Annotated in this window: 31 protein-coding genes, 2 pseudogenes and 1 riboswitch; of the genes and pseudogenes, 21 read left to right on the top strand and 12 right to left on the bottom strand. The window is 38.6% G+C overall.

The window, feature by feature from the left end; genetic code table 11:
- The first annotated feature begins 2 nt into the window (after positions 1-2).
- A complete protein-coding gene (locus AB1A03_RS16560) occupies positions 3-1622 on the top strand; it encodes a methyl-accepting chemotaxis protein (protein WP_354625699.1) in 1620 nt (539 codons plus the stop codon).
- Here AB1A03_RS16560 and AB1A03_RS16565 read toward each other — a convergent pair.
- The 7 genes from AB1A03_RS16565 to AB1A03_RS16595 form a co-directional block, all read right to left on the bottom strand.
- Positions 1612-1818, bottom strand: coding sequence for a YbaM family protein (locus AB1A03_RS16565; protein WP_354625700.1), 207 nt, complete (start codon positions 1816-1818; stop codon positions 1612-1614). The two genes, AB1A03_RS16560 and AB1A03_RS16565, sit on opposite strands and share 11 nt — an antisense overlap.
- Entirely contained in the window at positions 1811-2392 is a 582-nt protein-coding gene (locus AB1A03_RS16570) for a primosomal replication protein (protein ID WP_354625701.1), read from the bottom strand. The genes AB1A03_RS16565 and AB1A03_RS16570 overlap by 8 nt, the downstream gene beginning before the upstream one ends.
- Positions 2380-3159, bottom strand: a complete 780-nt coding sequence (locus AB1A03_RS16575) for a TSUP family transporter (RefSeq protein ID WP_354625831.1) — start codon at positions 3157-3159, stop codon at positions 2380-2382. The genes AB1A03_RS16570 and AB1A03_RS16575 overlap by 13 nt, the downstream gene beginning before the upstream one ends.
- A complete protein-coding gene (gene dinG / locus AB1A03_RS16580) occupies positions 3152-5218 on the bottom strand; it encodes an ATP-dependent DNA helicase DinG (protein ID WP_354625702.1) in 2067 nt (688 codons plus the stop codon). The genes AB1A03_RS16575 and dinG overlap by 8 nt, the downstream gene beginning before the upstream one ends.
- Positions 5219-5429: 211 nt before the next feature.
- The gene (gene narL / locus AB1A03_RS16585; RefSeq protein WP_354625703.1) at positions 5430-6065 is read right to left on the bottom strand and encodes a two-component system response regulator NarL; all 636 of its coding nucleotides are present in this window, start codon (positions 6063-6065) and stop codon (positions 5430-5432) included.
- Positions 6066-7097 carry a histidine kinase gene (locus tag AB1A03_RS16590; protein WP_354625704.1) on the bottom strand — a complete coding sequence of 344 codons (1032 nt, stop codon included), beginning with the start codon at positions 7095-7097 and terminating at the stop codon, positions 6066-6068.
- Positions 7090-7776: a hypothetical protein gene (locus tag AB1A03_RS16595; protein ID WP_354625705.1), complete on the bottom strand. Its 687-nt coding sequence runs from the start codon at positions 7774-7776 to the stop codon at positions 7090-7092. Before AB1A03_RS16595 ends, AB1A03_RS16590 begins: the two co-directional genes overlap by 8 nt.
- 71 nt (positions 7777-7847) lie before the next feature.
- Positions 7848-8004: riboswitch (molybdenum cofactor riboswitch) on the top strand.
- Here AB1A03_RS16595 and moaA point away from each other — a divergent pair.
- The 17 genes and pseudogenes from moaA to AB1A03_RS16680 all read left to right on the top strand — a co-directional run bounded on the left by moaA (position 7995) and on the right by AB1A03_RS16680 (position 19951).
- A pseudogene (gene moaA / locus AB1A03_RS16600) lies at positions 7995-8974 on the top strand (GTP 3',8-cyclase MoaA). Its footprint overlaps the riboswitch before it by 10 nt.
- A 208-nt stretch (positions 8975-9182) precedes the next feature.
- Positions 9183-9662 (top strand): ferredoxin-type protein NapF, encoded by a 480-nt coding sequence (napF, locus tag AB1A03_RS16605; protein WP_354625706.1) that lies wholly within the window; start codon positions 9183-9185, stop codon positions 9660-9662.
- Positions 9659-9913, top strand: coding sequence for a chaperone NapD (locus AB1A03_RS16610; protein ID WP_354625707.1), 255 nt, complete (start codon positions 9659-9661; stop codon positions 9911-9913). Before napF ends, AB1A03_RS16610 begins: the two co-directional genes overlap by 4 nt.
- Positions 9914-9933: 20 nt before the next feature.
- Complete coding sequence (gene napA, locus AB1A03_RS16615; protein ID WP_354625708.1) at positions 9934-12429, top strand: nitrate reductase catalytic subunit NapA; 2496 nt, start codon at positions 9934-9936, stop codon at positions 12427-12429.
- 4 nt (positions 12430-12433) lie between these two features.
- Positions 12434-13186 (top strand): ferredoxin-type protein NapG, encoded by a 753-nt coding sequence (gene napG / locus AB1A03_RS16620; RefSeq protein WP_354625709.1) that lies wholly within the window; start codon positions 12434-12436, stop codon positions 13184-13186.
- A complete protein-coding gene (gene napH / locus AB1A03_RS16625; RefSeq protein WP_354625710.1) occupies positions 13183-14031 on the top strand; it encodes a quinol dehydrogenase ferredoxin subunit NapH in 849 nt (282 codons plus the stop codon). Before napG ends, napH begins: the two co-directional genes overlap by 4 nt.
- A gap of 22 nt (positions 14032-14053) precedes the next feature.
- Positions 14054-14521: a nitrate reductase cytochrome c-type subunit gene (locus AB1A03_RS16630; RefSeq protein WP_354625711.1), complete on the top strand. Its 468-nt coding sequence runs from the start codon at positions 14054-14056 to the stop codon at positions 14519-14521.
- Between the two features lie 18 nt (positions 14522-14539).
- On the top strand, positions 14540-15115 hold the full coding sequence (locus tag AB1A03_RS16635; RefSeq protein WP_354625712.1) for a NapC/NirT family cytochrome c: 576 nt from the start codon (positions 14540-14542) through the stop codon (positions 15113-15115).
- Positions 15116-15188: 73 nt separating this feature from the next.
- Entirely contained in the window at positions 15189-15773 is a 585-nt protein-coding gene (locus tag AB1A03_RS16640; protein ID WP_354625713.1) for a molybdenum cofactor guanylyltransferase, read from the top strand.
- Positions 15774-15782: 9 nt separating this feature from the next.
- Positions 15783-16307, top strand: coding sequence for a molybdenum cofactor biosynthesis protein B (moaB, locus tag AB1A03_RS16645; RefSeq protein WP_354625714.1), 525 nt, complete (start codon positions 15783-15785; stop codon positions 16305-16307).
- Positions 16307-16795 (top strand): cyclic pyranopterin monophosphate synthase MoaC, encoded by a 489-nt coding sequence (gene moaC, locus AB1A03_RS16650; RefSeq protein WP_354625715.1) that lies wholly within the window; start codon positions 16307-16309, stop codon positions 16793-16795. Before moaB ends, moaC begins: the two co-directional genes overlap by 1 nt.
- Positions 16792-17040, top strand: a complete 249-nt coding sequence (locus tag AB1A03_RS16655) for a MoaD/ThiS family protein (protein WP_354625716.1) — start codon at positions 16792-16794, stop codon at positions 17038-17040. The genes moaC and AB1A03_RS16655 overlap by 4 nt, the downstream gene beginning before the upstream one ends.
- A gap of 1 nt (position 17041) precedes the next feature.
- Positions 17042-17494, top strand: coding sequence for a molybdopterin synthase catalytic subunit MoaE (moaE, locus tag AB1A03_RS16660; protein ID WP_354625717.1), 453 nt, complete (start codon positions 17042-17044; stop codon positions 17492-17494).
- Positions 17495-17538: 44 nt separating this feature from the next.
- Positions 17539-18201, top strand: a complete 663-nt coding sequence (gene modA / locus AB1A03_RS16665; RefSeq protein WP_354625718.1) for a molybdate ABC transporter substrate-binding protein — start codon at positions 17539-17541, stop codon at positions 18199-18201.
- A 1-nt stretch (position 18202) separates the two neighbouring features.
- Positions 18203-18889 (top strand): molybdate ABC transporter permease subunit, encoded by a 687-nt coding sequence (gene modB, locus AB1A03_RS16670; protein ID WP_354625719.1) that lies wholly within the window; start codon positions 18203-18205, stop codon positions 18887-18889.
- Positions 18882-19297: pseudogene (locus AB1A03_RS16675) on the top strand (ATP-binding cassette domain-containing protein); the annotation flags it as partial. The gene modB and the pseudogene AB1A03_RS16675, both read left to right, overlap by 8 nt.
- Before the next feature lie 183 nt (positions 19298-19480).
- Positions 19481-19951 (top strand): TOBE domain-containing protein, encoded by a 471-nt coding sequence (locus tag AB1A03_RS16680; RefSeq protein WP_354625832.1) that lies wholly within the window; start codon positions 19481-19483, stop codon positions 19949-19951.
- On the opposite strand, the gene AB1A03_RS16685 is transcribed toward AB1A03_RS16680, so the two are convergent.
- A complete protein-coding gene (locus AB1A03_RS16685) occupies positions 19948-20799 on the bottom strand; it encodes a tetratricopeptide repeat protein (RefSeq protein WP_354625720.1) in 852 nt (283 codons plus the stop codon). The two genes, AB1A03_RS16680 and AB1A03_RS16685, sit on opposite strands and share 4 nt — an antisense overlap.
- A 174-nt stretch (positions 20800-20973) precedes the next feature.
- Between AB1A03_RS16685 and dapA the strand changes: the two genes are divergently transcribed.
- Together dapA and bamC are read left to right on the top strand one after the other, a co-directional pair.
- Positions 20974-21858 (top strand): 4-hydroxy-tetrahydrodipicolinate synthase, encoded by an 885-nt coding sequence (gene dapA / locus AB1A03_RS16690; protein WP_354625721.1) that lies wholly within the window; start codon positions 20974-20976, stop codon positions 21856-21858.
- Positions 21855-22982 (top strand): NlpB/DapX family lipoprotein, encoded by a 1128-nt coding sequence (gene bamC, locus AB1A03_RS16695; RefSeq protein ID WP_354625722.1) that lies wholly within the window; start codon positions 21855-21857, stop codon positions 22980-22982. The genes dapA and bamC overlap by 4 nt, the downstream gene beginning before the upstream one ends.
- Positions 22983-23021: 39 nt before the next feature.
- Here bamC and AB1A03_RS16700 read toward each other — a convergent pair whose 3' ends face one another.
- The 3 genes from AB1A03_RS16700 to AB1A03_RS16710 all read right to left on the bottom strand — a co-directional run bounded on the left by AB1A03_RS16700 (position 23022) and on the right by AB1A03_RS16710 (position 25191).
- Positions 23022-23201 (bottom strand): DUF2897 family protein, encoded by a 180-nt coding sequence (locus AB1A03_RS16700; RefSeq protein WP_354625723.1) that lies wholly within the window; start codon positions 23199-23201, stop codon positions 23022-23024.
- Between the two features lie 71 nt (positions 23202-23272).
- On the bottom strand, positions 23273-24376 hold the full coding sequence (locus tag AB1A03_RS16705; protein ID WP_354625724.1) for a phosphoribosylaminoimidazolesuccinocarboxamide synthase: 1104 nt from the start codon (positions 24374-24376) through the stop codon (positions 23273-23275).
- A gap of 272 nt (positions 24377-24648) precedes the next feature.
- On the bottom strand, positions 24649-25191 hold the full coding sequence (locus AB1A03_RS16710) for a DUF2058 domain-containing protein (protein WP_354625725.1): 543 nt from the start codon (positions 25189-25191) through the stop codon (positions 24649-24651).
- Between the two features lie 157 nt (positions 25192-25348).
- Here AB1A03_RS16710 and AB1A03_RS16715 point away from each other — a divergent pair, with 157 nt between their 5' ends.
- Entirely contained in the window at positions 25349-25753 is a 405-nt protein-coding gene (locus tag AB1A03_RS16715; RefSeq protein ID WP_354625726.1) for a CBS domain-containing protein, read from the top strand.
- Positions 25754-25773: 20 nt separating this feature from the next.
- Here the strand turns inward: AB1A03_RS16715 and aat are convergent, their stop codons facing one another.
- The gene (gene aat, locus AB1A03_RS16720) at positions 25774-26481 is read right to left on the bottom strand and encodes a leucyl/phenylalanyl-tRNA--protein transferase (RefSeq protein WP_354625727.1); all 708 of its coding nucleotides are present in this window, start codon (positions 26479-26481) and stop codon (positions 25774-25776) included.
- Positions 26482-26572 lie beyond the last annotated feature (91 nt).

The raw sequence follows: 26572 nt of genomic DNA on the forward strand, positions 1-26572 counted from the left end.
ATATGTCACTGACCATCAAGCAGAAAATCTATTTTCTGTTGTTCTTTTCTATGTTTGCCATTATTACTATCGGTTATAGGGGGATCTCTTTAGTTAAAGAGGAAATGTTTGAAGCGCGCAAAACACAACTTAAAGTGCAACTTGAATCAGTCGAAAATTTGCTCAAACTATACCAAGAGCGCGTACAAATGGGCGAATTGACATCTGAGCAGGCAAAACAAGCGTTTTACATTACATTACAAAATCTCGGTTATGACGACAATGGATATTTTTTCGCTTTTACATCAGACATGATACTTCGTGTGTCGGCTAAAGGTAAAAAAAGTGGAAATAATATTGGCAATGTAAAAGATAGTGATGGGCGCTATGTTTATCGAGACCTTTTACAAGCGACTAAAAATAGTAGCGGACGTGGCTATGTTGAATATCAGTTTCCGCGCGAAGTAAATGGTACACCTGAGTCTAAGCTGTCCTATTCGATAGCGTTTAAACCATGGGATTTGGTGGTCGGTACTGGAATTTATATTAGTGATGTTGAAGCTAAAGCACGGCATGCGACAATTGCGATGTTATTGGCTGCTTCTGTCGCACTGGTTGTGATGTTATTTATTTCCTATTTCATAATGAAAGCTATCGTTAATCCTATTAAAAATATACAAAGTGTCATGTTAAAAGCTGAAAATGGCGATTTAACAGAGCGCATTGATATCGAAAACTCGGCAGATGAATTGGGAATATTAAGCCAATCTATTAATGCTATGCTCGAAGAGTTCCACCAACTTTTAAAAAATTTGGCAGCCTCTTCAACGTTTCTTATTGATGCAGCTTCCGGTTTGTCCGTGATTGCAGCACAAACAAACCGTGGTGTTGTAAAGCAGACCGATGAAATTCAAACGGTTGTCAGCGCCATTGAGCAGATGTCTCTAACCGTTAAAGAAGTTGAAGGTAATACATTTAATGCTGCTAATGCGACCGCTGAAGCAAGTGAAATGATTAACAGTGCTAGTAAGATGGTTGCTGACACTATCGATTTAATTGATAACGCGGCTAGTAAAATTGATGATGCTAGTGCTGTTGTTGATGAGCTTAAGATCGGCTCAGCAGAAATTGCGCAGGTCCTTAATGTCATTACCGGTATTTCTGATCAGACGAATTTGTTGGCACTTAATGCTGCTATTGAAGCAGCACGTGCTGGAGAAGCTGGACGTGGTTTCGCGGTGGTTGCAGATGAGGTGAGAAGTTTAGCGCATAGCACGCAAAACTCGACGGTTGAGATCCAAAAAATTATCGAGAAGTTACAAAATTTAGCGCTAAGTGCTGCCGCGAATATGGCGGAAGGTAAAGATGCAACGAAGAAAACAATCGAAGCAGCTGCAGAAACGGATCATAATTTGAAGCGAGTGGTCGAGTATGTCGATAATATTAATCAGATGACAGGGCAGATTTCCTCAGCGACAACGGAACAAGCCGCTGTATCTGAAGAAATTGCGCGTGCTATGGTCAGTATTAATGACATTTCCGTTGAAACAGGTCATGCAAGTGATCAGACTCGGACAGAGAGCGAAAATGTTCGCTCTTTGGCGCAGAAAGTTGACCAGAGTGTCGCTAAATTTACCATCTAAATGTCGCTGTTTTAAATATTGCGGTTATTTTTGATAGCCGCTTTTTTTTGAAATCATTTAAGACAATCTCTAGCGCCTCGATTGCGGTTTGGGTTTCAATTTTATTTTCTTCTAATAACTGAATTAAATCGACAGCAAGTTGAATGGATTTTGGTGCATCACTCAATTTAATTTGTTGTCTGTTATTTTTAGTCATCTTTAATTTCATCCAATTTAAACTCAAGGTGCTGTGTATAAGTATTGCATTTCTGGTAACGTACTTTTAATGCGGCTATTTTTTCTTTTATATAATATTTATCGTCATTTTCAGTAGCAAGCAGGCGATCTTCCTGTTCAGAAATCATGGTTAATAGGCGATGTTCATAGTGGTATTGTTTTTGTAGTTGTTGGTATATCTGTTCTTTTGGTTTGGAGTAAGAATGATAGAGTAGTTTTGCTTGACCTTGTTCTAACCCTTGTACGAGCTGTAATAAAACTTGAAACTGCGCCACAAAATGTTCACATTCAAATTTAATCAGATCTTCTGGTAAACCTTTAGTTATCACATCATGTAAACCATTATAGGTATCCTGTAGCTGTGTTATATAACCCTTCAGGTTTAAAGACCGCTGTGCAAAAATGTGCACTTCGAAAACAAAAAAATGATTCTCACTCTGCTTAATTGTTTTATCTAAGAGATTGCAACGTTTACTCAAATCATGTAATTGATTTTGTAACGATTGCAAAAGTGTTAGATAGCCGGCTAACTCGGTTTTATTTAGTTTAGCCATGCGTTATAACCTAATTTGATCGCCATAATGACAACAATAGAGATAAAAATGGGGCGAATAAATTTGGCTCCAAAGCGAATTGCAGAATGTGCGCCTATATAAGCGCCTAACATCAAGCAGCTTCCCATTATTAATCCAATCAACCAATCAACCTGTTCAAAATAGATAAAGACAGCTAAGGCTGCCAAATTACTGGTGAAGTTCATTGCTTTTGCAACGCCGCTTGCTAGTAATATATTGATTGTATACAAACGCATATTGCTAATGACCCAGAAAGCACCTGTTCCTGGTCCTGATACGCCATCATAAAAACCTAATATAAAGCCCTGTAGACGTTGTTTTAATTGAAATGCTGCGGTTTTTTCTGGTAGCAAGTTATTGTTAATATCATGCATTCGATTGAATAGACTATATATCGCCACCCCTAAAATAATGAGTGGCAGTAGTTTTTCCAGCCATTGTGTGGTAATAAAATTAACCACAATAGTGCCAAATATTGCACCAATTAAGGTGCTATAAAAACTTTGTAACCAAAAATGAGGATCAAATAGTTTCTTGCTAAAAAACGTATAGGCGGCCGTTCCTGAAGCGAAGCTAGCTGAGAGTTTATTTGTCCCCAAGGTTAAGTGAGGGGGTAAGCCAATACTTAGTAGGGCTGGGACGGTTAACATGCCTCCTCCACCGACAATGGCATCAATAAACCCCGCTAATAAACCGACTATAGCAATTAAAAACCAACTGCTTGGATCTAGTAAAACTTCAATCATCATGTTTTATCTCATAGCGAATATCAAAAGGGGGAAGTGCATCAAGTAAGCTTTTACCATAGCGCTTAGTTTTCACTCGTTTATCTAAAATAATAATTTGACCAGTATCCTCTTCCGTACGTATTAAGCGTCCACAGGATTGAATCAATTTTTTACTCGTTTCAGGAATCGATAGTTGTAAAAAAGGGTTTCCACCCTGTGCTTTTATCCATTCAGAATGCGCTTCTTCTACGGGGGAGTTTGGCACGGCAAAGGGCAGTTTAGTGATAATTAAATTATTCAAGTAGTGGCTGGGTAAGTCGAGACCTTCGGACAAGCTACCTGTACCAAACAAGATACTCGTTAGCCCTTGGTCACAGCGTTTTTTATGTGTTTCGACTAATTTACTGCGTGATAAAACCCCTTGTACTAATAATGCTTGGGAGTATTTTTTAGCTAATTTATCTACCACTAAATTCATTTGCCAATAGGAGGCAAATAAGACTAAATTTGCTTTATTCTCGAGTAGATAATGGTCTATCTTAACCACCAACTCATCATCAAATCCTGCTTCAGTTGGTTCATTTTTCATATCTGCAACAATTAACGGTATTTGTTGATAATTAAACGGTGACTTTAAACGTAGGTACTGAGTGCCATCATTACTTTTTAGGCCGCTTTCTCGTTTAAAATAATCAAAATTGTTGAGGGAAGTCAGTGTCGCTGAGCATAAAACCACGCCAGCGGCTTGTGACCAAAACATATATTCTAAAATACCACCCACTTCGATTGGAGAGGCATTTAGGTATAGATCATTATCTTTCTTTTCAACCCATGAAGCAATCGGTGCATGTTGGTTATTACGTTCTTTGCTGACCATTTTCCAGAGTGCATGTAAATTTTCTAGCCGTTGTGCAAATAGTCCCGACTCGATTAATAGCGGATCAACCTCTGCTATTTTTACATGCCCATCTTTAATTTCTTCGTCAATAATACTATTTAGTTTATTAAGAGCCGATAAACATTTTTTGCTTTCCGTTTTGATATTAACAGCATTGACTATCAACGCATCGGGTAATTCTCCCATGCTAAAACGGTATTGTTCTGATTGTGCAAAATAATGGGGATTCGCAGTAAAATAATGTTCAACAATTTTTAGCTCTTTGCTTAATTCAACGGCACTATCGAGCATATTCATACCCGGCGTAATGGTAGTTTGACGTTTAATAACGCGGTTAACATGCTGTATTAAAGATTTTATTTTTTTCAACCAGTCTAATGTGCCTTTAATATTTGCCTGTGCACTGGAAAAATCTCGCGATATTTTTGGGAAATGATGTGCTTCGTCGAGAATATAAAAACAATTAGTAGGTTCAGGTAAAATAATGCCGCCGCCGAGTTCAAGGTCAGCAAGCAAAAGTGCATGGTTTACGACAATAACATCTGTTTTATTAATAGCATCACGAGCACGATGGAATGGGCATTGGCGATGATTTGCAAGGGAACGCTTGCAGCTAAATTTATCGGAAACGATATGTTGCCAAACTCGCTCAGGTATAGGGGTTGGCCAAGTGTCACGATCGCCTGCCCACTTTCCATCTAAATAGGTATCATTGAGTGATTTCAATAAAGAGCGATCACCTGCTTGCGGTTTTTCGGTGAATAATGGTGCTTGCGAAGAGTCTTGCTGTGCGTTAAATAATTTATGCTCGCAGCAATATCGTTGCCGCCCTTTAGCTAGTGTAAAAGTAAATTTGTAATCACTATGGCGTATAAAAAAAGGTAAATCTTTTTTAATTAATTGTTCTTGTAAAGTGATGGTTGCGGTCGATATGACTAATTTTTTATTGTTACGTTGGGCAACGGGGAGGGCGGCTAATATATAAGCCATCGATTTACCAATGCCTGTGCCAGCTTCGGCAACAAGAATGCGACGTGATTTGTCGTACTCACCGCTTAGGACTTTTGCTATTTCAGCGAGTAAATAGTTTTGCGATTTACGTTTACTAAAATTAGGTAATGCTTGCGTAATGAGTTCGTAACTTGTTCGGATCTGTTTTTTTAAAGAATCTGTAAGCATGAACTCCACAACTAACTAGTTAATAGAAAACAGGATAAAATAGTCTAACTATTTTACAGGTTAACACAGTTGCTCTGTGGTGGTAAGTTTGCTCAATGGGACGCCCATTTACAATATCTTACGCAGCTAACTAAGCGTTTCCCTGTTTCATAGTTAGGTCACATATTTAATCCTATTGACATAAGTAAAAAAAGGTATGGTTAATAATTGATTATTTCGATTGCTGTAAATAAATAACAGCAGCTTCAACCCGAGATTTTATCTGCAATTTTTTTAATAAACTTTTAACGTGTACTTTTACTGTACCTTCTGAAATATGGATATTTTCAGAAATATCCCGATTACTTAAACCTTTTGATATTTCTTGTAATATTTGCACTTCACGTTTAGTCAGTTTTGCTAATTTTGTGCGGATATTATCTTCTTCATCGAGTTCGTTAAGGTACGCGCTTAATTTATCTGTAACGACCATCTCACCTGATGCTATTTTTTTAATACTCTTGATTAATTGCTCTGGTTCGGAATCTTTGAGTAGGTAGCCATCTGCGCCGTGGTTAATCATCGCGATAACATCTTGTTTATTATCACTTACCGTTAAGATAATCACTTTGCCATCAGAACCCTGTTGGCGCAACCGTTTTAGTGTCTCTAAACCAGATATTCCCTGCATATTATAATCTAATAAGATAAGTTCAGGGTGCAATTGCTCCGCTAATAGCAGCGCTTCGTCGCCATTTTGTGCTTCGGCAATAACATCAAATTCATTATCAATAGTTAATAATTGTTGGATACCTTTGCGCATTAAAGGGTGATCATCGACAATCATTACACGTGTTACATGATCCATTTATACTTCCTTATGTGTATAACAGGCGGTTAACGGGAAGATTATTTTTACTTCGGTACCTTTGCTATGCTTTGGAAAGGTAAGTTTTGCGCCTAGTTCATCGGCGCGGTGCTGCATAATCGATAATCCAAAATGATCATAGTTCTGGCTTGAATCATCAGTTTTATATGCAGTGGCCATCCCTTCTCCATTATCATTGATACTAATCCATACATTGTTATCGCTTGTTATGATACACGATATAACAATATCGGTGCAGTTAGCATGTTTTATTGCATTAATGATAGCTTCTCGAACAATTTGTAGTAAATGTATATGCTGGCGAGCATCTAATCTAAATGGTGCTGAAAAATGGTGAACAGAAATAGTCGCTTTGGTATTTGTTTGTAATGTATTGATGACCGTTTGTAAGGCCTCATTAAAGTCAGATTGAGGAGCGTTTAAACGGAATGTTGCAAGTAAAGAGCGTAGATGTTTATAGGCTTCATCAAGTGCTATTTTAATATCATCAATGGTTTGTTGTGCCACTTGTTCTTGTTCGTTGTAAATTTGCCGTTGTAAAAGATCGCATTGGATTTTTAAAAATGATAAGGATTGTGCAATAGAGTCGTGTAATTCGCGTGCGATAATACTTCTCTCTTCCATTAAAAATAATTTCTGCTCCTGGGCGTGATGTTCTTGTTGATAAAGTGCTCTTGCAACCAAACCGGTAAAGCTATCAATCAGCGCTTGCTGTACTTTTGTGTTATTTGCAGTCGCGTAATTGAGATAACCATAGGTTTTACTATTGAGAATAATGGGAATGCGAAAGTGATTTTTCGCACCCGTTGCACAGCCTAAATCACTTGGAATAAAATGGCCATTATTTAACTCTAAACATAATTTTTGTAACTGCGCATATTTACCCAGCGAATTTAATGCCTCTGTTAAAATAGGAGAAGATAAATCAACAACACTTAATTGCTGTGATGTGGTGAACAAAAATTCAATGGTTTGATTAGCACTTTCTAAAGCAGCCGTTTTTTCAGCCACCTGTTGTTCCATTCGTGCAAGAGAAGAGTCGGGGGGGGGCTAATTTATTTTCGATAGTTTGGGCTAATTGCGAAAGTTCATTATCTGAAGACAAATCAGAAGGATGAGATTGTTCTGACGATAGATCTTTTACTAGCTTGTTAATTGGATTCGCTATATGGCGTTTGCAGTAATAAATAATAAAGATAATGTTACTTAACAGGAAAAGGGAGTAGATAGATTCGAATAAATAGATAAGTTGTATTTTCTTTTCAACAAGCGCTCTATATTTATTAGTTAAAGAGGCAAGTGACGTTGCAAAATCGGGTACTGATAGGGCTAATTTATCTGCGGTTGGTGATTGCTGTGTTGATTTTAATTGATTCCATTGCTTATATATTTCACCATTATGTTTGTTGATTGACTCGGTATTTAACCAAGAGTGGGCTAATGCTGCCACGCTTAGATTGTCATCAATTTTTGCGATGATATTTTTTATTGAATGATGAGAGGCTTCTAATTCACTAACTTGAATATGGCTATCAGTTAACTTAGCGATTATTTGATTATCACGCAAATAACTATTAAAAAGGTTATATTGAAAGATAAAATGCACTATAAATAGTAGTAGTGCTAATATACTGGCATCGATGATTTTTTTACTGACTGAATTGTGTTGAAATAGTAGCTTAATTTTCATGGCTCTAAGAGAATAAGGAAAGTAATTTTTAATGTAACATACTGTTAAATTATCACCAAGATAGATAACAACTTATTATAAAGCTCCGAGCTTAATATCACTAAGTTTATTCATTTTTAATAAATATGTGAATTTAGCCGCTTAAGAATATTTTTATTATCTTAAGAAGGGTAAATAGAGAAATTTATTTGCCTCCCGTATTTGGAAAGGAACTAATTATGAACCAATTGATTGATAACTATGGTAGAAAGTTTGAGTACCTGCGCTTATCTATTACCGATGAGTGCAATTTTAAATGTAATTACTGTTTACCTGATGGTTATAGCTCACCCCATAAAAAACATTTTTTAACCGTTAATGAAATCCGAAATTTATTAAATGCTTTCTCTGAATTGGGAACGAAAAAAGTACGTATTACGGGCGGAGAGCCCAGTCTGCGTAAAGATTTTTCAGAAATAATCAGCACCATTGCTAATATTCGTACGATTGAAAAAGTAGCAATGACGACCAATGGGTATAGTTTAAGTAAAAATGCACAACAATGGTTTGATGCAGGTTTAGACGCTATTAACGTGAGTGTTGATAGTCTTGATGCGAAGACTTTCTATTTAATCACGGGAAAAAATATATTTCAAAGGGTGATGCAGGGTGTTCAGGCATGTGTCGATGCTGGTTTTAAACAAGTCAAAATCAATAGCGTGTTAATGAGGGGACTCAATGATTGCGATATTGATTTATATCTTGATTGGATTAAAAATCAGCCCATTCAATTGCGTTTTATTGAATTAATGCAGACAGAAGATAATGCGGATTTTTTTAATAAGCACCATATCTCAGGGGAGTGGATTAAAGAAAAATTATTGGCATCTGGCTGGATAAGAAAAACAGCATTGAATCATGATGGTCCCGCGCAGGTATTTACACATCCTACTCATATAGGAGAGATAGGATTAATAATGCCCTATAGTAAAGACTTTTGTAACAGCTGTAATCGATTACGAGTCTCTTCAGTTGGTCGTTTACATTTATGTTTGTTTGGTGAGGAGGGGATGATTTACGTGATTTACTCGCTTCAAGTAAGGATAAGGAACGATTAAAAACACGGATAATTAATGCCTTAACCACTAAAAAAGAGAGCCATTTTTTACATGCAGGCGAAATGGGGGGGACTCCCCATTTGGCATCTATAGGCGGCTAACCTTAAATATTCAAATTGCATGGCTAGCACCCCATAAAACATTTGATATATATCAAATGTTTTTTTACTTTACCCTAAAGGGGTATATCCGTTTCTAGCTTATTACCCAACAATATAGATATAAATACAAACTCTGTGATTGATGTTCAATATTAGTAAGTTACAGCCAGCTATAGTTAACACTTAATAAGTGCAAAGAAGGTTTGCCATGCTTTTTAATGCTAGTAAACGTAGGCTATTCAAACATACTAACAATACGGTTATTGATAATTTATTACCTTGGATTTATCAATCCGAAGCTTTAATTGCACATTGTACGCAATGTGGTGATTGTATTGATGCCTGCCCTGAAAAAATAGTGATTAAAGGGGATGGTGGTTACCCCAGCATTGATTTTAGCCGCGGTGAATGTACTTTTTGTGGAAAGTGTGCAGATATTTGTAAAGCGCCTATATTTGTAAGTACAGAGTTGCAGCCGTGGTCAAAAAAAGCACAGGTAAATAATTCATGCCTTGCTAATTTACATGTTTATTGCCGCAGCTGTGCTGACAGTTGTGAAGTTGAAGCCCTATCATTTCAGTTGGGGGTAAGTAATGCCCCGCTGATTAATGCCGATTTATGTACTGGATGTGGTGCATGCTTTTCTCCCTGCCCAACCCAAGCTATCGACATAAAGGAAATAGAATGACAGATAATGAATTACATATTTCTAGCTTAATAGTTCATATTAATATTACGAAAGCGAATAAAATTGAAGAAAGTATTAATTCACTCGAAGGGGCTGAAGTGATTACAATCTCTCCTGAAGGTAAAGCGGTTGTCGTGTTAGAGGCTCCCAATCAGCGTGTCATTATGGAAGTGATTGACGCAATAAATGAGATAGATGGCGTCATTAATACCGGACTTGTGTATCACGAATTTGAAAAACTACAAGCTTAAAAAATAAGTGAGGAAGTAAAATGAAATTTACTAGACGTGAATTTATGAAAGCACAGGCCGCCGCTTCTGCAGCGGCCGTTGCTGGCATAACACTACCAGCCTCTGCCAGCAATTTAATTGCCAGTAAAGATGCCAGTAAAATTAAATGGGATAAAGCACCATGCCGCTTTTGTGGGACTGGCTGTAGTGTTCTCGTTGGCACACAGCACGGCCGAGTAGTTGCGACACAGGGGGATCCCGATGCACCCGTGAATAAAGGTCTAAACTGCATTAAAGGCTATTTTTTATCAAAAATAATGTATGGCAAAGATCGCTTAACGACTCCCTTATTACGCATGACTGATGGCGTCTATGATAAAGAAGGTCAGTTCGCTCCGATTTCCTGGGATGCGGCCTTTGATATTATGGCCGAAAAATTTAAAGAAGCGCTAAAGAAAAAAGGGCCAACCTCTGTCGGTATGTTTGGATCAGGTCAATGGACTGTATGGGAAGGTTATGCAGCTGCTAAATTGATGAAAGCTGGATTTCGCACCAACAATTTAGATCCTAATGCGCGTCACTGTATGGCTTCTGCAGTTGCTGGCTTTATGCGTACCTTTGGCATCGATGAGCCGATGGGATGTTATGATGACCTCGAAAATGCTGACGCATTTGTGCTTTGGGGCTCAAATATGGCAGAAATGCATCCCATACTTTGGTCTCGCTTAACTGATCGTCGTTTAAGTAATCCCGATGTTCGTGTACATGTATTATCAACATTTACGCACCGTTCTTTTGAACTAGCCGATAATGGCATGATTTTTACACCACAAAGCGATTTAGTTATTCTTAATTTTATCGCTAACTACATTATTCAAAATGATGCGGTAGATAAAGAATTTGTTAAAAAGCATACCAACTTCCGTAAAGGAGTGACGGATATTGGTTATGGTCTGCGCCCAACAGATCCATTACAACAAGCCGCAAAAAATCCAGATTCGGGTGACTCAACGGCAATAACATTCGAAGAATTTGCAAAATTTGTATCGACATATGACCTTGATTATACAGTTAAAATGTCGGGTGTGCCTGCAGAAAAATTGATTGAATTGGCTAAAGTTTATGCAGATCCGAATAAGAAAGTCACCTCCTATTGGACCATGGGTTTTAATCAACATACACGGGGTGTATGGGCTAACAATCTGATGTACAACGTACATCTATTAGTCGGTAAAATATCTAAACCTGGTTCGGGGCCTTTCTCTTTAACGGGGCAACCCTCTGCCTGCGGAACAGCACGTGAAGTTGGGACATTCTCTCATCGTTTGCCTGCTGATATGGTTGTTAACAATCCTAAACACCGTGAAATAACAGAAAAAATATGGAAAATACCAGAAGGAACCATTGAAGGGAAACCGGGATTCCATGCAGTTTTACAAAACCGTATGTTAAAAGATGGCAAGCTCAATGCCTATTGGGTGATGTGTACTAATAATGTACAAGCCGGCGCGAATATTAATGAGGAAATTATTCCTGGTTACCGTAATCCAGAAAACTTTATTGTTGTTTCTGATCCTTATCCAACGGTAACGGCACAAATGGCTGATCTTATCTTACCGACGGCTATGTGGGTTGAAAAAGAAGGTGCTTACGGCAATGCAGAGCGACGCACTCAGTTTTGGCACCAGCAAGTTAACGCGCCTGAAGGGGCAAAATCAGATTTATGGCAGTTAATTGAGTTTTCTAAACGTTTTAAAATTGAAGAGGTATGGCCTGCTGATTTGATTGCAAAAATGCCAGAAGTGAAAGGTAAAACATTGTATGACGTACTTTATCGTAATGGACAAGTCGATAAGTATAAACTCGATGAATTGAAACCTGATCAGCTTAATGATGAATCGCGCGACTTTGGATTTTATGTACAAAAGGGGTTGTTTGAAGAGTATGCCATCTTTGGTCGTGGCCATGGGCATGATTTAGCGTCCTTTGATCAATACCATAAAGCACGAGGTTTACGCTGGCCTGTTGTCAATGGACAAGAGACGTTGTGGCGCTTCCGTGAAGGTTATGACCCCTATGTAGAAGCTGGCAGTGAAGTACAATTTTATGGCAAAGCAGATAAAAAAGCGGTCATTTTTGCCTTGCCCTATGAGCCACCAGCAGAATCGCCTGATAAGGAATATGATTTATGGTTAAGCACTGGGCGTGTTCTTGAGCACTGGCATTCGGGGTCAATGACTCGCCGTGTTCCTGAATTGTATCGTGCATTTCCTGATGCGGTTGTATTTATGCATCCAGATGATGCTCAGTCGCGAGGGTTGCGCCGTGGAGATGCTATTGTCTTAGCTTCTAGACGAGGGGAGTTGACTTCCCGTGTTGAAACTCGTGGTCGTAATCGTCCACCTAAAGGTTTAGTGTTTATGCCTTGGTTTGATGCGAAGCAGTTAACGAATAAAATTACTCTTGATGCCACCGATCCACTTTCTAAAGAAACAGATTATAAAAAGTGTGCGGTTAAAATAACGAAAAAAGTGTAATTTAATGGGTAAGCGACCACAAAGAAAAAAAACACGGCGTCAATTTCTTGTTGATGCAAGTAAAGGTGCCTGTGGTGCAGGATTTATGGGGCTGGGGTTGGCGAGCTACTCCAATCACAGTCAATCAATTAGTCCACAAATACTGCGTCCACCAGGGGCTTTGGCTGAATCTACTTTTCAATCAGCCTGTGTCCGTTGTGGTTTATGTGTGGAAGCTTGCCCCTACGATATATTAAAACTAGGGCGCTTATTTGAACCGATTGCGACGGGGACTCCTTATTTTATAGCTCGCACGGATCCCTGTGAAATGTGTGAAGATATTCCATGTCAGGTAGCTTGTCCAACGGGGGCGCTTGATCCTGAGCTGAAGCGTATTGATGATGCTCGAATGGGGTTAGCTGTATTAATTGATCAAGAGAATTGTTTAAACTTTCAAGGGCTACGCTGTGATGTTTGTTACCGTGTTTGCCCTTTGATTGATGATGCCATTACCTTAGAGATGCACCGTAATACGCGAACGGGTCATCATGCGGTATTTATTCCTACAGTACATTCCGATGTTTGCACGGGGTGTGGTAAATGTGAGCAGGCTTGTGTGTTAGAAGCGGCGGCAATTAAAGTGTTACCCATTGCCTTAGCTAAAGGTGAGTTAGGTAAACATTACCGTTGGGGGTGGGAAGAGAAACAAAAAGCAGGTAAGTCTTTAATTGATCCCGTATTGGACCTTCCTGATCGGCTACCTGAGGGACTTAAATGAAAAGCGATCAGTTAGGTAAAGCTGCCGTTGCAAAGAAAGGCTGGTTACTGGCCAACCGTTTCTTATTACTGCGTCGCATTTCGCAGGGCTTTATATTAATACTGTTTTTATTGGGGCCTCTAGCTGGGGTTTGGATTATTCAGGGTAACTTAAGTTCAAGCTTACTTATGCAAACCATCCCTTTTAGTGATCCTTTTATTTTACTACAAAGTGTGGCTGCTGGTTTTCAGCCTCTTTGGCAAGCGTTATTAGGCATGCTGATCGTTTTGTTCTTTTATTTAATTGTGGGAGGACGTGTTTTTTGCTCTTGGGTCTGCCCCATTAATTTAATCACGGATGCTGCAGCTTGGTTGCGTAGGAAGTTAAAGCTTAGAAAAGAGAGAGTAATAAGCCGTGATTGGCGTTATTGGATACTGGCAATGGTGATAATATTGCCTATTTTTACTGGCGTGATGTCATGGGAACTTATTAATCCTGTCTCGGCATTTCACCGTGGTCTGTTTTTTGGGATGGGCTTTGGTTGGATATTGTTTTTGATGATATTTATCTTTGATTTCATCGCAGTAGAAAAGGGATGGTGTGGGCATTTATGCCCGATGGGCGCATTCTATTCACTGATTAATAGATTTAGTTTAATCAAGGTTGCAGCTCTAAACCGTGAAAAATGCACTAATTGTCTAGATTGTTTTGATGTTTGCCCTGAGCCCGATGTATTAAAAGATCCCGTTCATGGTAGTGAAAGTACCTTAGTCAGTGATATAAATTGTACGAATTGTGGTCGTTGTATCGATGTTTGTGCAGAAGATGTTTTTATAATTACGACCGTATTACACGGTAAGAAATAGCTCGTAAGGGTGGAGAAATAAGATGAAAAAATTGCTAACAGCTATCATAACAGTGGGGATCGTCGCTTTTTCGGCTAGCCCTTCATGGAGTGCCGATACAGCTATTATTACCGATGATGGGGGTGTTGAATCTTTACGTGGGTATGAACGGATTTCTGATACTAATCAGGCCGAACTACTGAAACATATTCAAAAAGATAGAGAGCCAATCGATCGAAGTTATGTACATCAACCCCCTTTAATCCCCCATGATATTCGTGGTTATGATGTCACATTGAATGCAAATAAGTGTTTGTCTTGCCATAGTTGGAAGAATGCCGGAAAAGTTGGCGCCACCAAAATAAGCCCAACACATTTTGTCACTCGTGATAACATCACCTTATCAGATGTTTCGCCACGTCGTTATTTTTGCCTTCAATGTCATGTGCCGCAGGCAGATGCCAAACCTTTGGTCGAAAATAATTTTGAACCAGTTGAATCATTACAATAATCTTTAGGCGAGGGTATCATGCTAAAATTTTTAAAACGCTTGTGGGTTATCATGAAGTCTCCATCATCGGCTGCAATGGGATTTATTCTCATGCTCGGATTTTTAGGAGGGATCATTTTCTGGGGCGGCTTTAATACAGTGATGGAGGCGACAAATACAGAAGCATTTTGTGCAGGTTGCCATGCGCCAATCGTTAAAGAGATCCGTGAAACGATACATTACTCGAATCGTTCTGGTGTGCGAGCTATCTGTTCTGACTGTCATGTACCTCATAACTGGACTGATAAAATTGTTCGTAAGGTACAAGCTTCTAAAGAGTTATTTGCCTTTGCGATGGGAACAATTGATACAGAAGAGAAGTTTTTAGCTCGCCGAGGCCATTTAGCGCGAAGGGAGTGGCAACGTATGGAAGAAAATAAATCACAGGAGTGTCGTAATTGTCATGAGTTTGACTTTATGGATTTTTCCGAGCAAGGGCCTCGTAGTGTGAAAATGCATTCAACAGCATTAGCCGCGGGTGAAAAAACCTGTATCGATTGCCATAAAGGTATTGCCCATAAGTTACCGGATATGACTGGTGTAGAAGGTTGGTAAATATCAGGTTATACTGAATATCAAAGGAGCAATTATTGCTCCTTTTTGTTAACTTTTTTGGGTAGACAATATTTTGAACATTGTAGGTATCGTATTGGCGGGTGGATTGTCGACTCGCATGGGTAAGGATAAGGCCAATTTAAAATTAGCTGAACGAACGTTACTTTCCCGTGCCGTTACATTACTTGATGGCCTTGATTTTTCCGCAACATTTGTTAGTGGTAATTATCCTGAGTATGACTGTATTAAAGATATCTCTGTAAATAACGGCCCACTTTCAGGGATCCACGCCTGTGCTACTGCTCTCTATCCTCACTATGATGCGCTATTTATCATACCCGTCGATATGCCGCTGTTAGTGAAAGAGCATTGCTTACAACTATTAGAGGCATTCAAAGAACATCCGCAAGGCGTCTACTTTGAAGGTGCCACTATGCCTATGATTTTACCTTTGAATAAACTACTTTGTGATTATTTACAGTCAAGCTTACAATTTACAGAAAAAAAACAGTTTTCATTAATGCGATTACTTAACACCTTACAAATACAAGCAATAGCGACCAATCCATCTCAATATATATACTTTAAAAATAGTAATACACCACAACAGTGGATGGAATGTGTTAATACCTTTCAAAAAATCAAAGACAATATTTAGGGGATAAAAATGAGCCACCTTGCCAGTAAAGAGTTTAAAACGGTTAAAATCTGTGTGCTGACAGTATCAGATACCCGTACAGAGGAGACAGATACTTCGGGGGGCTATTTACGCGATGCCTTACAACAAGCTGGACATCACCTGCAAGATAAACAAATTGTGATAGACGACCCTTATCAAATACGTGCCGTTGTTTCCCATTGGATTGCTGACCCTATGGTTGATGCAATTCTTATTACTGGAGGAACGGGGTTCACTGCTCGAGACACCACGCCGGAAGCGGTATCTGTTTTATTTGATAAGCAAGTAGAGGGCTTTGGTGAGCTATTTCGTCATGTATCCTATGAAGAGATTGGTTCATCAACGATTCAGAGTCGCGCATTAGCTGGGTTTGCTAATAATACGGTGATTTTTTGCATGCCGGGTTCAACGGGGGCATGTCGTACTGCCTGGACAAAAATAATTCAAGAGCAGTTAAATTCACAGCATAAACCCTGCAATTTTATCCCTCACATTGGGGAGAGCTGCCAATAATGGTAAATCAATTTACACATATCAACCAAGATGGTAAGGCTAATATGGTCGATGTCAGTGACAAAGAGGTTACGACGCGGCAAGCTATTGCGCAGGCATATGTGCAGATGTCAGAGCAAACCCTTGCGCTTATTATTAATGGAGCACATCATAAAGGTGATGTTTTTGCTACGGCCCGTATTGCTGGTATCATGGCGGCTAAAAGAACTGCTGATTTAATCCCCCTATGTCATCCGCTTGCTTTGACTAAAGTCGAAGTGGAGTTGACGGCTGAATCCGCTCATAATCGTGTAAAAATTCAAGCGCTTTGTAAATTAAAAGGTAAGACGGGCGTTGAGATGGAAGCGTTGACTGCGGCATCAGTCGCGGCCCTGACCATTTACGATATGTGTAAAGCAGTACAAAAAGATATCATCATAAGTGATATTAAACTCGTTGAAAAAACGGGTGGTAAATCAGGGCACTTTAAGTTGGAGGAGAGAACATGATACGGGTGTTTTTTTTTGCGCAGGTAAGAGAGCAAGTCGGTGTAAATGAACTGCTGCTAAATAGTGCTGAAAATCGTGATGTAACCGAGCTGTTAGCGAATCTACAGGGGAGAGGGGATAATTGGCAGAAAAGTTTAGGGCAAGCTAATTTATTAGTTGCTGTCAATCAGGTCATGAGTCATCGCTCGCAGCAATTACACAGTGGTGATGAAGTTGCATTTTTCCCACCCGTAACAGGTGGTTAGCATGGTTATAGTACAAAACGAAGATTTTAACCTACAGGTTGAGTATGACCGTTTGCGCGCTAAAAGTAGTGTTGGTGCTGTGGTTACTTTTTGTGGTTTAGTGCGCGATCTTAATCAAGGAGAAAAGGTTTCAGCATTAACGCTTGAACACTACCCCGGTATGACAGAAAAAATGCTACTAGATATTACAGAGCAAGCTAATAAACGTTGGCAACTGATTGATTGTACGGTTATACATCGCGTAGGAGAGCTGCAATTACAGGATCAAATTGTCTTTGTTGGAATCGCCAGTTTACATCGCGGCGATGCGTTTGCGGCCTGTGAATTTATTATCGATTATTTAAAAACGCAGGCGCCTTTTTGGAAAAAAGAGCAGCTTATGGGATGTGATAGTCACTGGGTCGATGCCCGTGAAAGTGACCTTGCCGCACTCAATAAATGGTGTGAAAAATAATGCGGCGCCTTTTGTTTTTGATATTGGTATTAAGCAGTTATACAGTGCAAGCGCAAATCAAGGTTGCGGTAGCGAGTAATTTTAAAGCAACACTCAGTGCAATTATTGATCAATATCAGCAAGAGACCGGTAATGAGGTAGTTGCTTCAAGTGCATCAACGGGAACCTTATATAACCAAATTGTTCATGGTGCACCTTTTGACATTTTTTTATCTGCCGACAGCATCCATGCTGAAAAAATAGAACAATCGAAATTTGCGCTAAAAGGGTCACGTTTTACCTATGCACAGGGACTGCTTGCTTTTTGGCAACCACGTAATGTATCTGTTAATCTACAGTCATTAGGCGATTTTAAAGGACGATTGGCGATTGCTAACCCTAAACTTGCCCCCTATGGCTTAGCGGCCAAACAAAGCTTAGAACATTTCAATTTATGGAATAAATTGAACTATGTAAAGGGAACAAATATAGCGCAAGCTTACCAATTTATTGAATCGGGAAGCGTGCAGGGCGGTTTGGTTGCCTATTCTTTATTAGTACAAGAGAATCAAAGCAATTATTACCTTATACCTGCGCATTTGTATGACCCCATTGTTCAGCAGGGGGTATTAATGAATACAAAAAATCAAGTGCAAGCCGCACAATTCATTAACTATCTACAATCTAAACCAATACAAGCTTTTATACAGACTCAGGGATATCGCTAATATGCTCTTAGAAACGGATATCAGTGCTATTTGGTTGACCTTAAAATTAGCCTCGCTAACGACCGTTATATTATTGCTCATCTCTCCTTTATTAGCATGGTGGCTGGCTCGAAGCCGCTCTTTTTTTCGTCCAATACTAGAGTCTATCGTTGCTTTACCTTTGATACTACCCCCGACGGTATTGGGCTTTTATCTGCTTGTTGCATTTTCACCCGATAGTTTTTTAGGGGGATTGTGGCGCGATTTGACAGGCAATAGCTTAGCATTCTCTTTTTCTGGTTTACTTATCGCTTCAGTGATTTACTCGCTACCCTTTGTTGTTCAGCCGCTGCAAAGCGCTTTTGTTAATCTAAATGACGATTATTTAGAGGTTGCAGCAACGCTTGGTTTCAATCCGATAGAAACTTTTTACCACATTGTTTTTCCAATGCTATTACCGAGCTTTATCATTGCAGGGGCGTTGGGGTTTGCGCACACGATTGGTGAATTTGGTGTGGTCTTAATGATTGGTGGCAATATACCTGGCGAAACCCAGGTGTTATCAATCACACTTTTTGAGCATGTGGAAACGTTGCAATACGCACAAGCAGAGTTGTTAGCTTTTATTTTACTTGCATTCTCAATGACCCTTTTGATGCTCGTTTATGGCATTTTACAAAAGCGTCAAAAGCGGCTGACCTATGCTTAAATTTGATATAAAAAAAACAACCACACAAACAGATCAAAGTGACTTCCACTTTCAAGGGGAGAGTGGTGATTTTCAAATCTGTATTTTTTTTGGTGATTCAGGTTCGGGAAAGACGACGTTGATACGTGCCATTTCCGGTTTAGATAACGGTTTTAAAGGTATCCTAGAATTTAAGCATCAACATTGGCAAGATTCGCATTCCTTTGTGACAACCGATAAACGAAAAATAGGTATGGTCTTTCAAGAGCCTCGCTTGTTCCACACCTCGACGTATTGGCGAACTTACAAATTGCATGTAAAAAATCAGTGAACCCTTTATTTAGTATTACAGAGTTAGCGCATAAGCTTGACTTTGCCGGGTTATTGCATAAAAAAAGTTATCAGCTCTCCGGTGGACAAAAGCAACGAATAGCGATCGCTCGTGCTTTATTAACCGCGCCGCAATTACTTATTATGGATGAACCCCTCTCTTCACTAGATAATCATAGTCGACAAATTTTACTGCCTTTTATTAAAAGTATCAGTCAGCACATTCCCATTATTTATATCACGCACGCAATGGCAGAGGCGTTTTATTTGGGGGATAAAATGATGTTAATTAACCAAGGGAGAGTAGAAGCGTTAGGCAGCCCTGAAGAGCTGTTTTTAAATCCTGATTTAAGTTTGGTTAAGCACGCTCATTCGGGGTTGTTGTTAAAGGTAACAAGCCTCGTTTATGATGAAAAATATGCCTTGTTAAGGGGCTGGTTAGATGGGCAGGAGGTGTTTTTAACGGCGCATAATATCGAAGGTCAACAGCAAGTTCAGGTTAAAGTAGAAAGTAAAGATGTGGTCATTGCTACAGCGCTTTTAAATCATTGTTCATTGCAGAATTGTTTACGAGTCACTATCTCTTCTATCAAACCATTACTAAAAGGAAGTGTTCTATTAACACTCTCTACGGGTAAACAAAAAATACTTGCAAAAGTTACCTGCAAATCCCTATACGAATTAGATTTACAGGTAAATCAATCAATATTTGCCTATATCAAAACTTTGAGTATTTTGGATGATTTGAATTAATACAATAAACTGTATACCTTACGGCGATACTCACCGACGAGCGCCGCATCATCGAGCTTGGCTAAAATAGTTAAGATCATTTGTTTAGCCTCGCCATTTTCGTATCCTAAATCGGTCAATAAAATTTTATACAATAAGGGGAGAGCCTCGCTATTTCTTTTTACTTGTTGATAATGACCTGCTAATTGGTACAGCAGAGCCATGTCATCCGGTGAAGATTGTAATTGTGCTTCTAACGCTACTATTTCAGGTGTCTGTGTGGATTGCATGGCCAACTGTAACTGTGAGACAAGGCTATTGTAAATCATATTTTGTTCGTTCAGCGGAATGTCTTGCAAAATGTGCTTACTACTCTCATGCTCCCCTAATGCAAGATACACCTGTGCTAGGGCAAGTTTAATGTCACTTTGCTCTGCTGCAATTTTGCTCGCCTCTAAAAGCACTTTTTTGGCTTCATCTAGATGACCTTGAGCGAATAAAGTTTGCCCTTGATTAAGCAAAGCTAATGCGGGGTCTGGAGTATGCTTGCTAATAAAAGTGCGAATAAACGCTTCACTTTGCTCGCCTGCAAATCCATCAATGCCTTGCCCATCTTTAAAAATGAAAACACTCGGAACACTCTGCACGCCAAAATGATTCACTATTTGTTGCTCAATATCGCAATTGATTTTAGCTAATGTAAATGTTTGATTGCCTTCGTTATGTAGTTTTTCTAATAAAGGCAATAGGGTGTTGCAAACAGGTGATTGAGGGGACCAAAAAACGACAAGAACGGGTTGCTGTTTAGAGCCTTCAATGATTATTTGTGGAAATGTTGATATTGTTACATCATGGCTAGTTGATTGCATTTTAACCTCTATTGAAAAACGCCTATAAATATATGCTTAGATTATCGTTAAAATGTCTGAACGCAAGCATCTATCCCATATTTTCTAAATCTAAGCGTAATCTATGTACTTTATCGCTTGTGTTTAATAGTTTGCAAAAGTAACATTGAAAAATCATAAAGAGGAGCTTTGAAGATGTTAACAGGTAGTATCGTCGCACTCGTGACACCGATGGATAAAACTGGCGAAATAGATTTCCATGCATTGAAAAAACTTGTTGAATTTCATGTGGATTCAGGGACTTCAGCAATTGTTGCTGTCGGTACGACAGGGGAGTCTGCAACATTAAATGTTGATGATCATGTTAAATTTGTAATGAAAACACTTGAATTTGCTGATGGCCGAATTCCTGTTATTGCAGGAAATGGCGCAAATTCCACTTCAGAAGCAATTGCGTTAAGTAAATTGTTTGCTAATACGGGTGTCGTGGCTGGTTTGAATGTCACTCCCTACTATAATAAACCAACGCAAGAGGGGCTGTATTTACACTTCACCGCCATCGCTAATTCCTGTGATTTACCACAAATTCTGTATAACGTGCCAGGGCGAACTGCTGTAGATTTGTTACCTGAAACGGTTGCGCGTTTATCGAAACATAAAAACATTATAGGCATCAAAGACGCAACCGGTGATTTACAACGCCTTAAGGACATTCAAGCCGTTGTCGCCGATGACTTTGCTTTGTTAAGTGGCGATGATGCAACTGCCTGTGATTTTATATTAGCTGGTGGGCATGGTGTGATATCAGTTACTACTAATGTTGCGCCCGTTGAAATGGCTCAAATGTGTGCCGCCGCATTAAAAAATCAAAACATTGAGTTAGCCAAACAGATAAATGCACAACTGATGCCCGTTCATAACAAGTTATTTGTCGAAGCCAATCCAATTCCTGTAAAATGGGCATGTACTGAACTTGGTCTGATTCCTGCTGCGGATTGTCGTTTACCCTTAACAATTCTTTCTGAACAGTATCAAACTGTCGTTCGTGACGCCTTAACACAAGCAAACTTATTTAAATGATTAAATTATTCAAACAATCTAAACTATCAACAAGCATCCTTATTGCCATAGCATTATCGGGATGCTCCAGCTTTGATAGCCGTATGCAGGCCAATGGCCCCTATCAATACACGGATGAAAAACCTGCAGCCGTATATAATATTGGCGATTTTTCTCATGATGAAGAGACGGCTTTATATAAAACCCCTGCATTGACAGAGATGCAAATACAGAATGGTTTTATGACTAAAGATGTTGATATCCGTCCACCTACACAGCTTATTTCGCCGATGGAAGGTGTGTTACTTGATCCAACTGCAACTAAATACACCAAAATTTGGTTCAATAGAATGGAGCAAGGGGAGAGCATTGAAGATGTAATATGGCACTTGTTAGAAGACTATTTACAACTTAGAGATATCAATATTACTTCTAAAAATGATTACTTGAAACAACTAGAAACGACCACTTTCATAGAGGATAAAGTAGATATCGGTAATTACTTAATTACCAATGAAATGATCAGAAAATCGAGTTATTTCTTTTCGCTTGAAAAGTTAGAAGGGATCAACAGTGTTGCATTAAATGTGCAATTGTTGACATTTGTGGAAACGAATAATGGCAAAGAGTTGCCATATAATTATTCCGATCAAAGTAGAAGAAATATTGAGCTTGGTTTTGTCAATAGCTTGTTGGATTATGCTTACCAACAACAAAAAAATGCAGCCTTAGAGGCGCTTGATTCACAACCTTTACCAATCAAACTCGGTTTTGATGATAATTATCAAATCGCATGGATTGTTGATACGAATTTCACAACTACATGGTTGAAACTCCCTTCCTTATTCAAGTTATTAAGTTTCGAATTGGTAGAGTCTGATGAAAATCTTGGTTATTTCTTACTTAAATTCAATCGACCCAATGATGAGTATTGGCAAGCAAATAACCTTAATCCATTTGAGCTCAAAGAGGCTGAATATTTCGTTCAGTTAGGGGAATCTATTGGCGGTAATACTTCAATAGTGTGGTTAGATGAAGATAAGAAACCATTACCTGATCAAACGGTTACGGATTTGTATTTTAGTATCACAGAAAAAGTTCGCGATGTTCTGTTGCTTAAAAATCAGCAAACAAAACCACTTTAAAAATAGTTAGTAGAGATAAAAGTAGTGGCTAGTTGCATACTAGTCACTTTTATCACTTTTATCACTTTCATCCATTCGCTTCTTTTTTTCCCTTTCCTTTATTGATTTAATGACATTATCAGGCAATTTCATATTGGCGCTATGCTTTAAAAGCATAAGATTACCAACAATGACGCCTAATATTAGCATGATTAATAGTAGCAAAGACCAAGTGCTCATTTTTAACCTATATACTTGTAAAAAAGCAGGAAAAATCCTGCTTTTGATATTTATATTGTCAATGTTTTTTGTTAATCAATCAAACCATAGTCATTGCTTAAAATCGCTATGATTTCGGCTTTTGGGTTGTCCGATAATGTAATTTTCTCACCGATTATTTTTTCTGCTATACCAATATAGGTTTCTGAAATTTTCATTAAAACTTCTGCTGGTAGGGCGTTATCACGTGCAAGTGCCGTTCGTTCTTGCATACGATCTTTATTTAATAAAATATCCGGATCGGGAAAATGATTAAGTAATAATTGACGGAAATCTTCCTTTGAATTTTCCACAATTTTACCTTGTTTATAGGCTGTAGCATCCCAGATACGAGAAGAGTCTGGTGTGCCGACTTCATCCATATAAATTAATTTTTCATTACCTGCTTTATCTTGAACGTAACCAAATTCAAATTTTGTATCAACAAAAATTTGTTCTATTTTAGCAAGTTCATCACTAATAACATCGAAGCCTTCTTTTAATAGTTTCTCGTAGTAATTAATATCTTCGAGTTTAGAGAAATTAAAAGCAGTAAAGTTATCTTCGATGTTTTGTCGAGTAATATTAACATCATCAACCGCAGGTACTCCGGGGATATCATGTAAAATACCCTTAGTAGAAGGTGTAATGAGTAGCTCAGGAAGCTTTTGATCTTTTTCTAATCCCCCTGCTATTTTTATGCCACAGAATTCACGCTCGCCTTTTACATAGGAGCGCCACATCGAACCTGTAATGTATTGTCGGCAAATAGCTTCTATCATGATAGGTTTAGCTTTTTGAACAATCCAAACAAACGGATGAGGAATATCTAAAATATGGCTATCTGCCAACCCTTGCTCTTTAAACAGTTTAAACCAATGGTTAGAGATAGCATTGAGTGCAGCACCTTTGCCGGGAACGCCATTCATACCGCCTTCACCATGCCAAATACAATCAAAAGCGGAGATTCGATCGCTAATTACCATAATCGCTAATGGTGCATCAGCCGCGACATCATAGCCTTTTTCTAGAATTAAACGTTTGCTGTCAGCTTCCGTTAACCAATATACAGAACGAACCTTACCACTATGAACGGGTTGGTCGGTACGGATTGGGAGGTCGTTATTAACAGCTAATACTTTATCGGCGAGATTCATGAACAATATCCTATATATGAAGCCAAATTAAACAGGCGAACGCTAAATGCAAAGTTAAGGTCATAAATAATATCAGAAATTTTGCCAGTTATCATGGCAAAAAATTGTTTTTACAGCATAATGAAAATCAATTTGTGTCTTTCAATGCATCTAATAATATTATGTTAATTAGAGGTTGTTGATCTTGATAGGATGGCAATGCTTCATTCTCAGTGTTTTACTTAAAACACAGTTAGATTGAAGCAAATTCGCACACAATAGCTCAATAACCTCTACCAAATCAAATCGTCTGGAATAGCAAACTCTGCATAGGGATCATCTTCATCCACTTGTGATATATCGACTTTTTCATGTAATGCAACCAATACAGAGGGATCAATAGCGGTTAATTTAACAACAGCTTCTTTATTAATTAAATAAAATTCTTCATTGAGCGAACAAATTGCCAAACTACCATTAATTAATTTTTGTTGGGTTGCTTCATTAATAGCAATACGTTTTACTTTATTTTCATAGGTAAAGTGGTAGTCAATGTCGCCCTCATAATGCTTTTCACAGTGTTGGGTTATCATCTGAATCAGCTTACCATGGGCAGATCGTGCATCAAGTTGTGCTTGGGTTTGTCTATTTTTTTCTAAATCTTGTTGCTGCTGTAACTCTTTTTGTTCATTGATGGCTTGTTGAATAGCTGTGACTTCTACCGCACCCTTTTTCTTTTTTTGTTTCGCTTGACGGCGTTTTTCTGTTTGTGTTTGTTTCGCTTTTTGCTTATTTATGAGGCCAGCCTTGAGTAACTGATCTTGAAGAGAAGCCATGTAAATACCTTATCAAATAGAGAATATGAGCACTATTCTAGCCGCAAATATAACTGATGGAAATTATATTTAATGTAGCGCACAATATTTTCTAGAAATAATCGACAAATAACATATAAAGCCTATGCTTTTAACATAACTAAGTGAGGCGAACTGTATGAAAAATCTAGAAGTTTCAAACTTTATGACAGAAAAAAGCATCTATTTTACTAAAGAGATGACAGTGGAGCGGGCGGTCAAAAAATTACTAAATAGTAAATATATAGGTGGCCCAGTTTTAGATGATTCGGGGCGTGTTATTGGCTGGCTTTCAGAGCAAGATTGCCTAAAAAAAATGATAGCATCAAGCTATTACTGTCAACAAGTCGCTCTGGTTGCAGATGCGATGGTCCCAGAGGGATTGACGGTAAAAGCAAACATGAGTGTCTTTGAACTCGGTCAGTTGATGCTGCAGCAAAAGCCAAAAATCTATCCTGTTGTAGATAATGATAACAAGCTCCTTGGCATGATCACTCGAAAAAATGTTTTAGCAGCAATGAGCGAGCAGCTAGAATCTTGCTAACATTAGAAAATGACCGATATTTAGATAAATAATTGCTGCGGGGTCCAGCACCCCGTAAGTACTTTTTTGTCTCTATATGCTCTTAAATAGCACATATATTGTTCCCGTGAAATAGGATAAACTCCTAGTGTTTGTAGATGTGGGGTTGGCATTTGACAGTCTATTAATATCCCTTGGAAACGACTAAAATGTTTATTTAACGCGATAAAAGCGAGTTTTGAGCTATTATCTACCAGGCTAAACATTGATTCACCACAAAATATAGTACCAATATTGATACCATATAGTCCTCCAACTAATTTCCCCGTTTGCCAAACTTCAATGGAGTGGGCATAGCCTTGATGATGTAAATCAATATAGGCCTTCATCATATTCTCTGTGATCCAGGTGCCGTTCTGATTTTTCCTCGGTTGCGCACAAGCATGAATGACATCATTGAATGCATGATTTACGGTAACCGTGAAACATTTTTTGGCAACCACACGTTTCATACTCTTACTAATGTGGCAGGCAGTAGGTTTGATCATTGCCCTAACTGATGGGCTCCACCAAAGAATAGGCTCATCATCACTAAACCAAGGGAAAATACCATTTCTATAGGCGTTAATGATACGTGTTAAAGAGAGGTCGCCTCCCATCGCTAATAGCCCATCGGGGCTAGTTAAGGCTGTTTCAACGTTAGGAAATTCATAGGTATCAAGTGACAGTTCTGGTAAATAAATTGGCATTCTATGTGGTCGTTGTAAAATTAGCAGAATGATAATACCAATTCCGATAAATAGCTGATCTATTTTACTGGTTAAAACAACTTACTGCTGC

Source organism: Psychromonas sp. MME2 (assembly GCF_040566515.1).
Classification (GTDB): Bacteria; Pseudomonadota; Gammaproteobacteria; order Enterobacterales; family Psychromonadaceae; genus Psychromonas.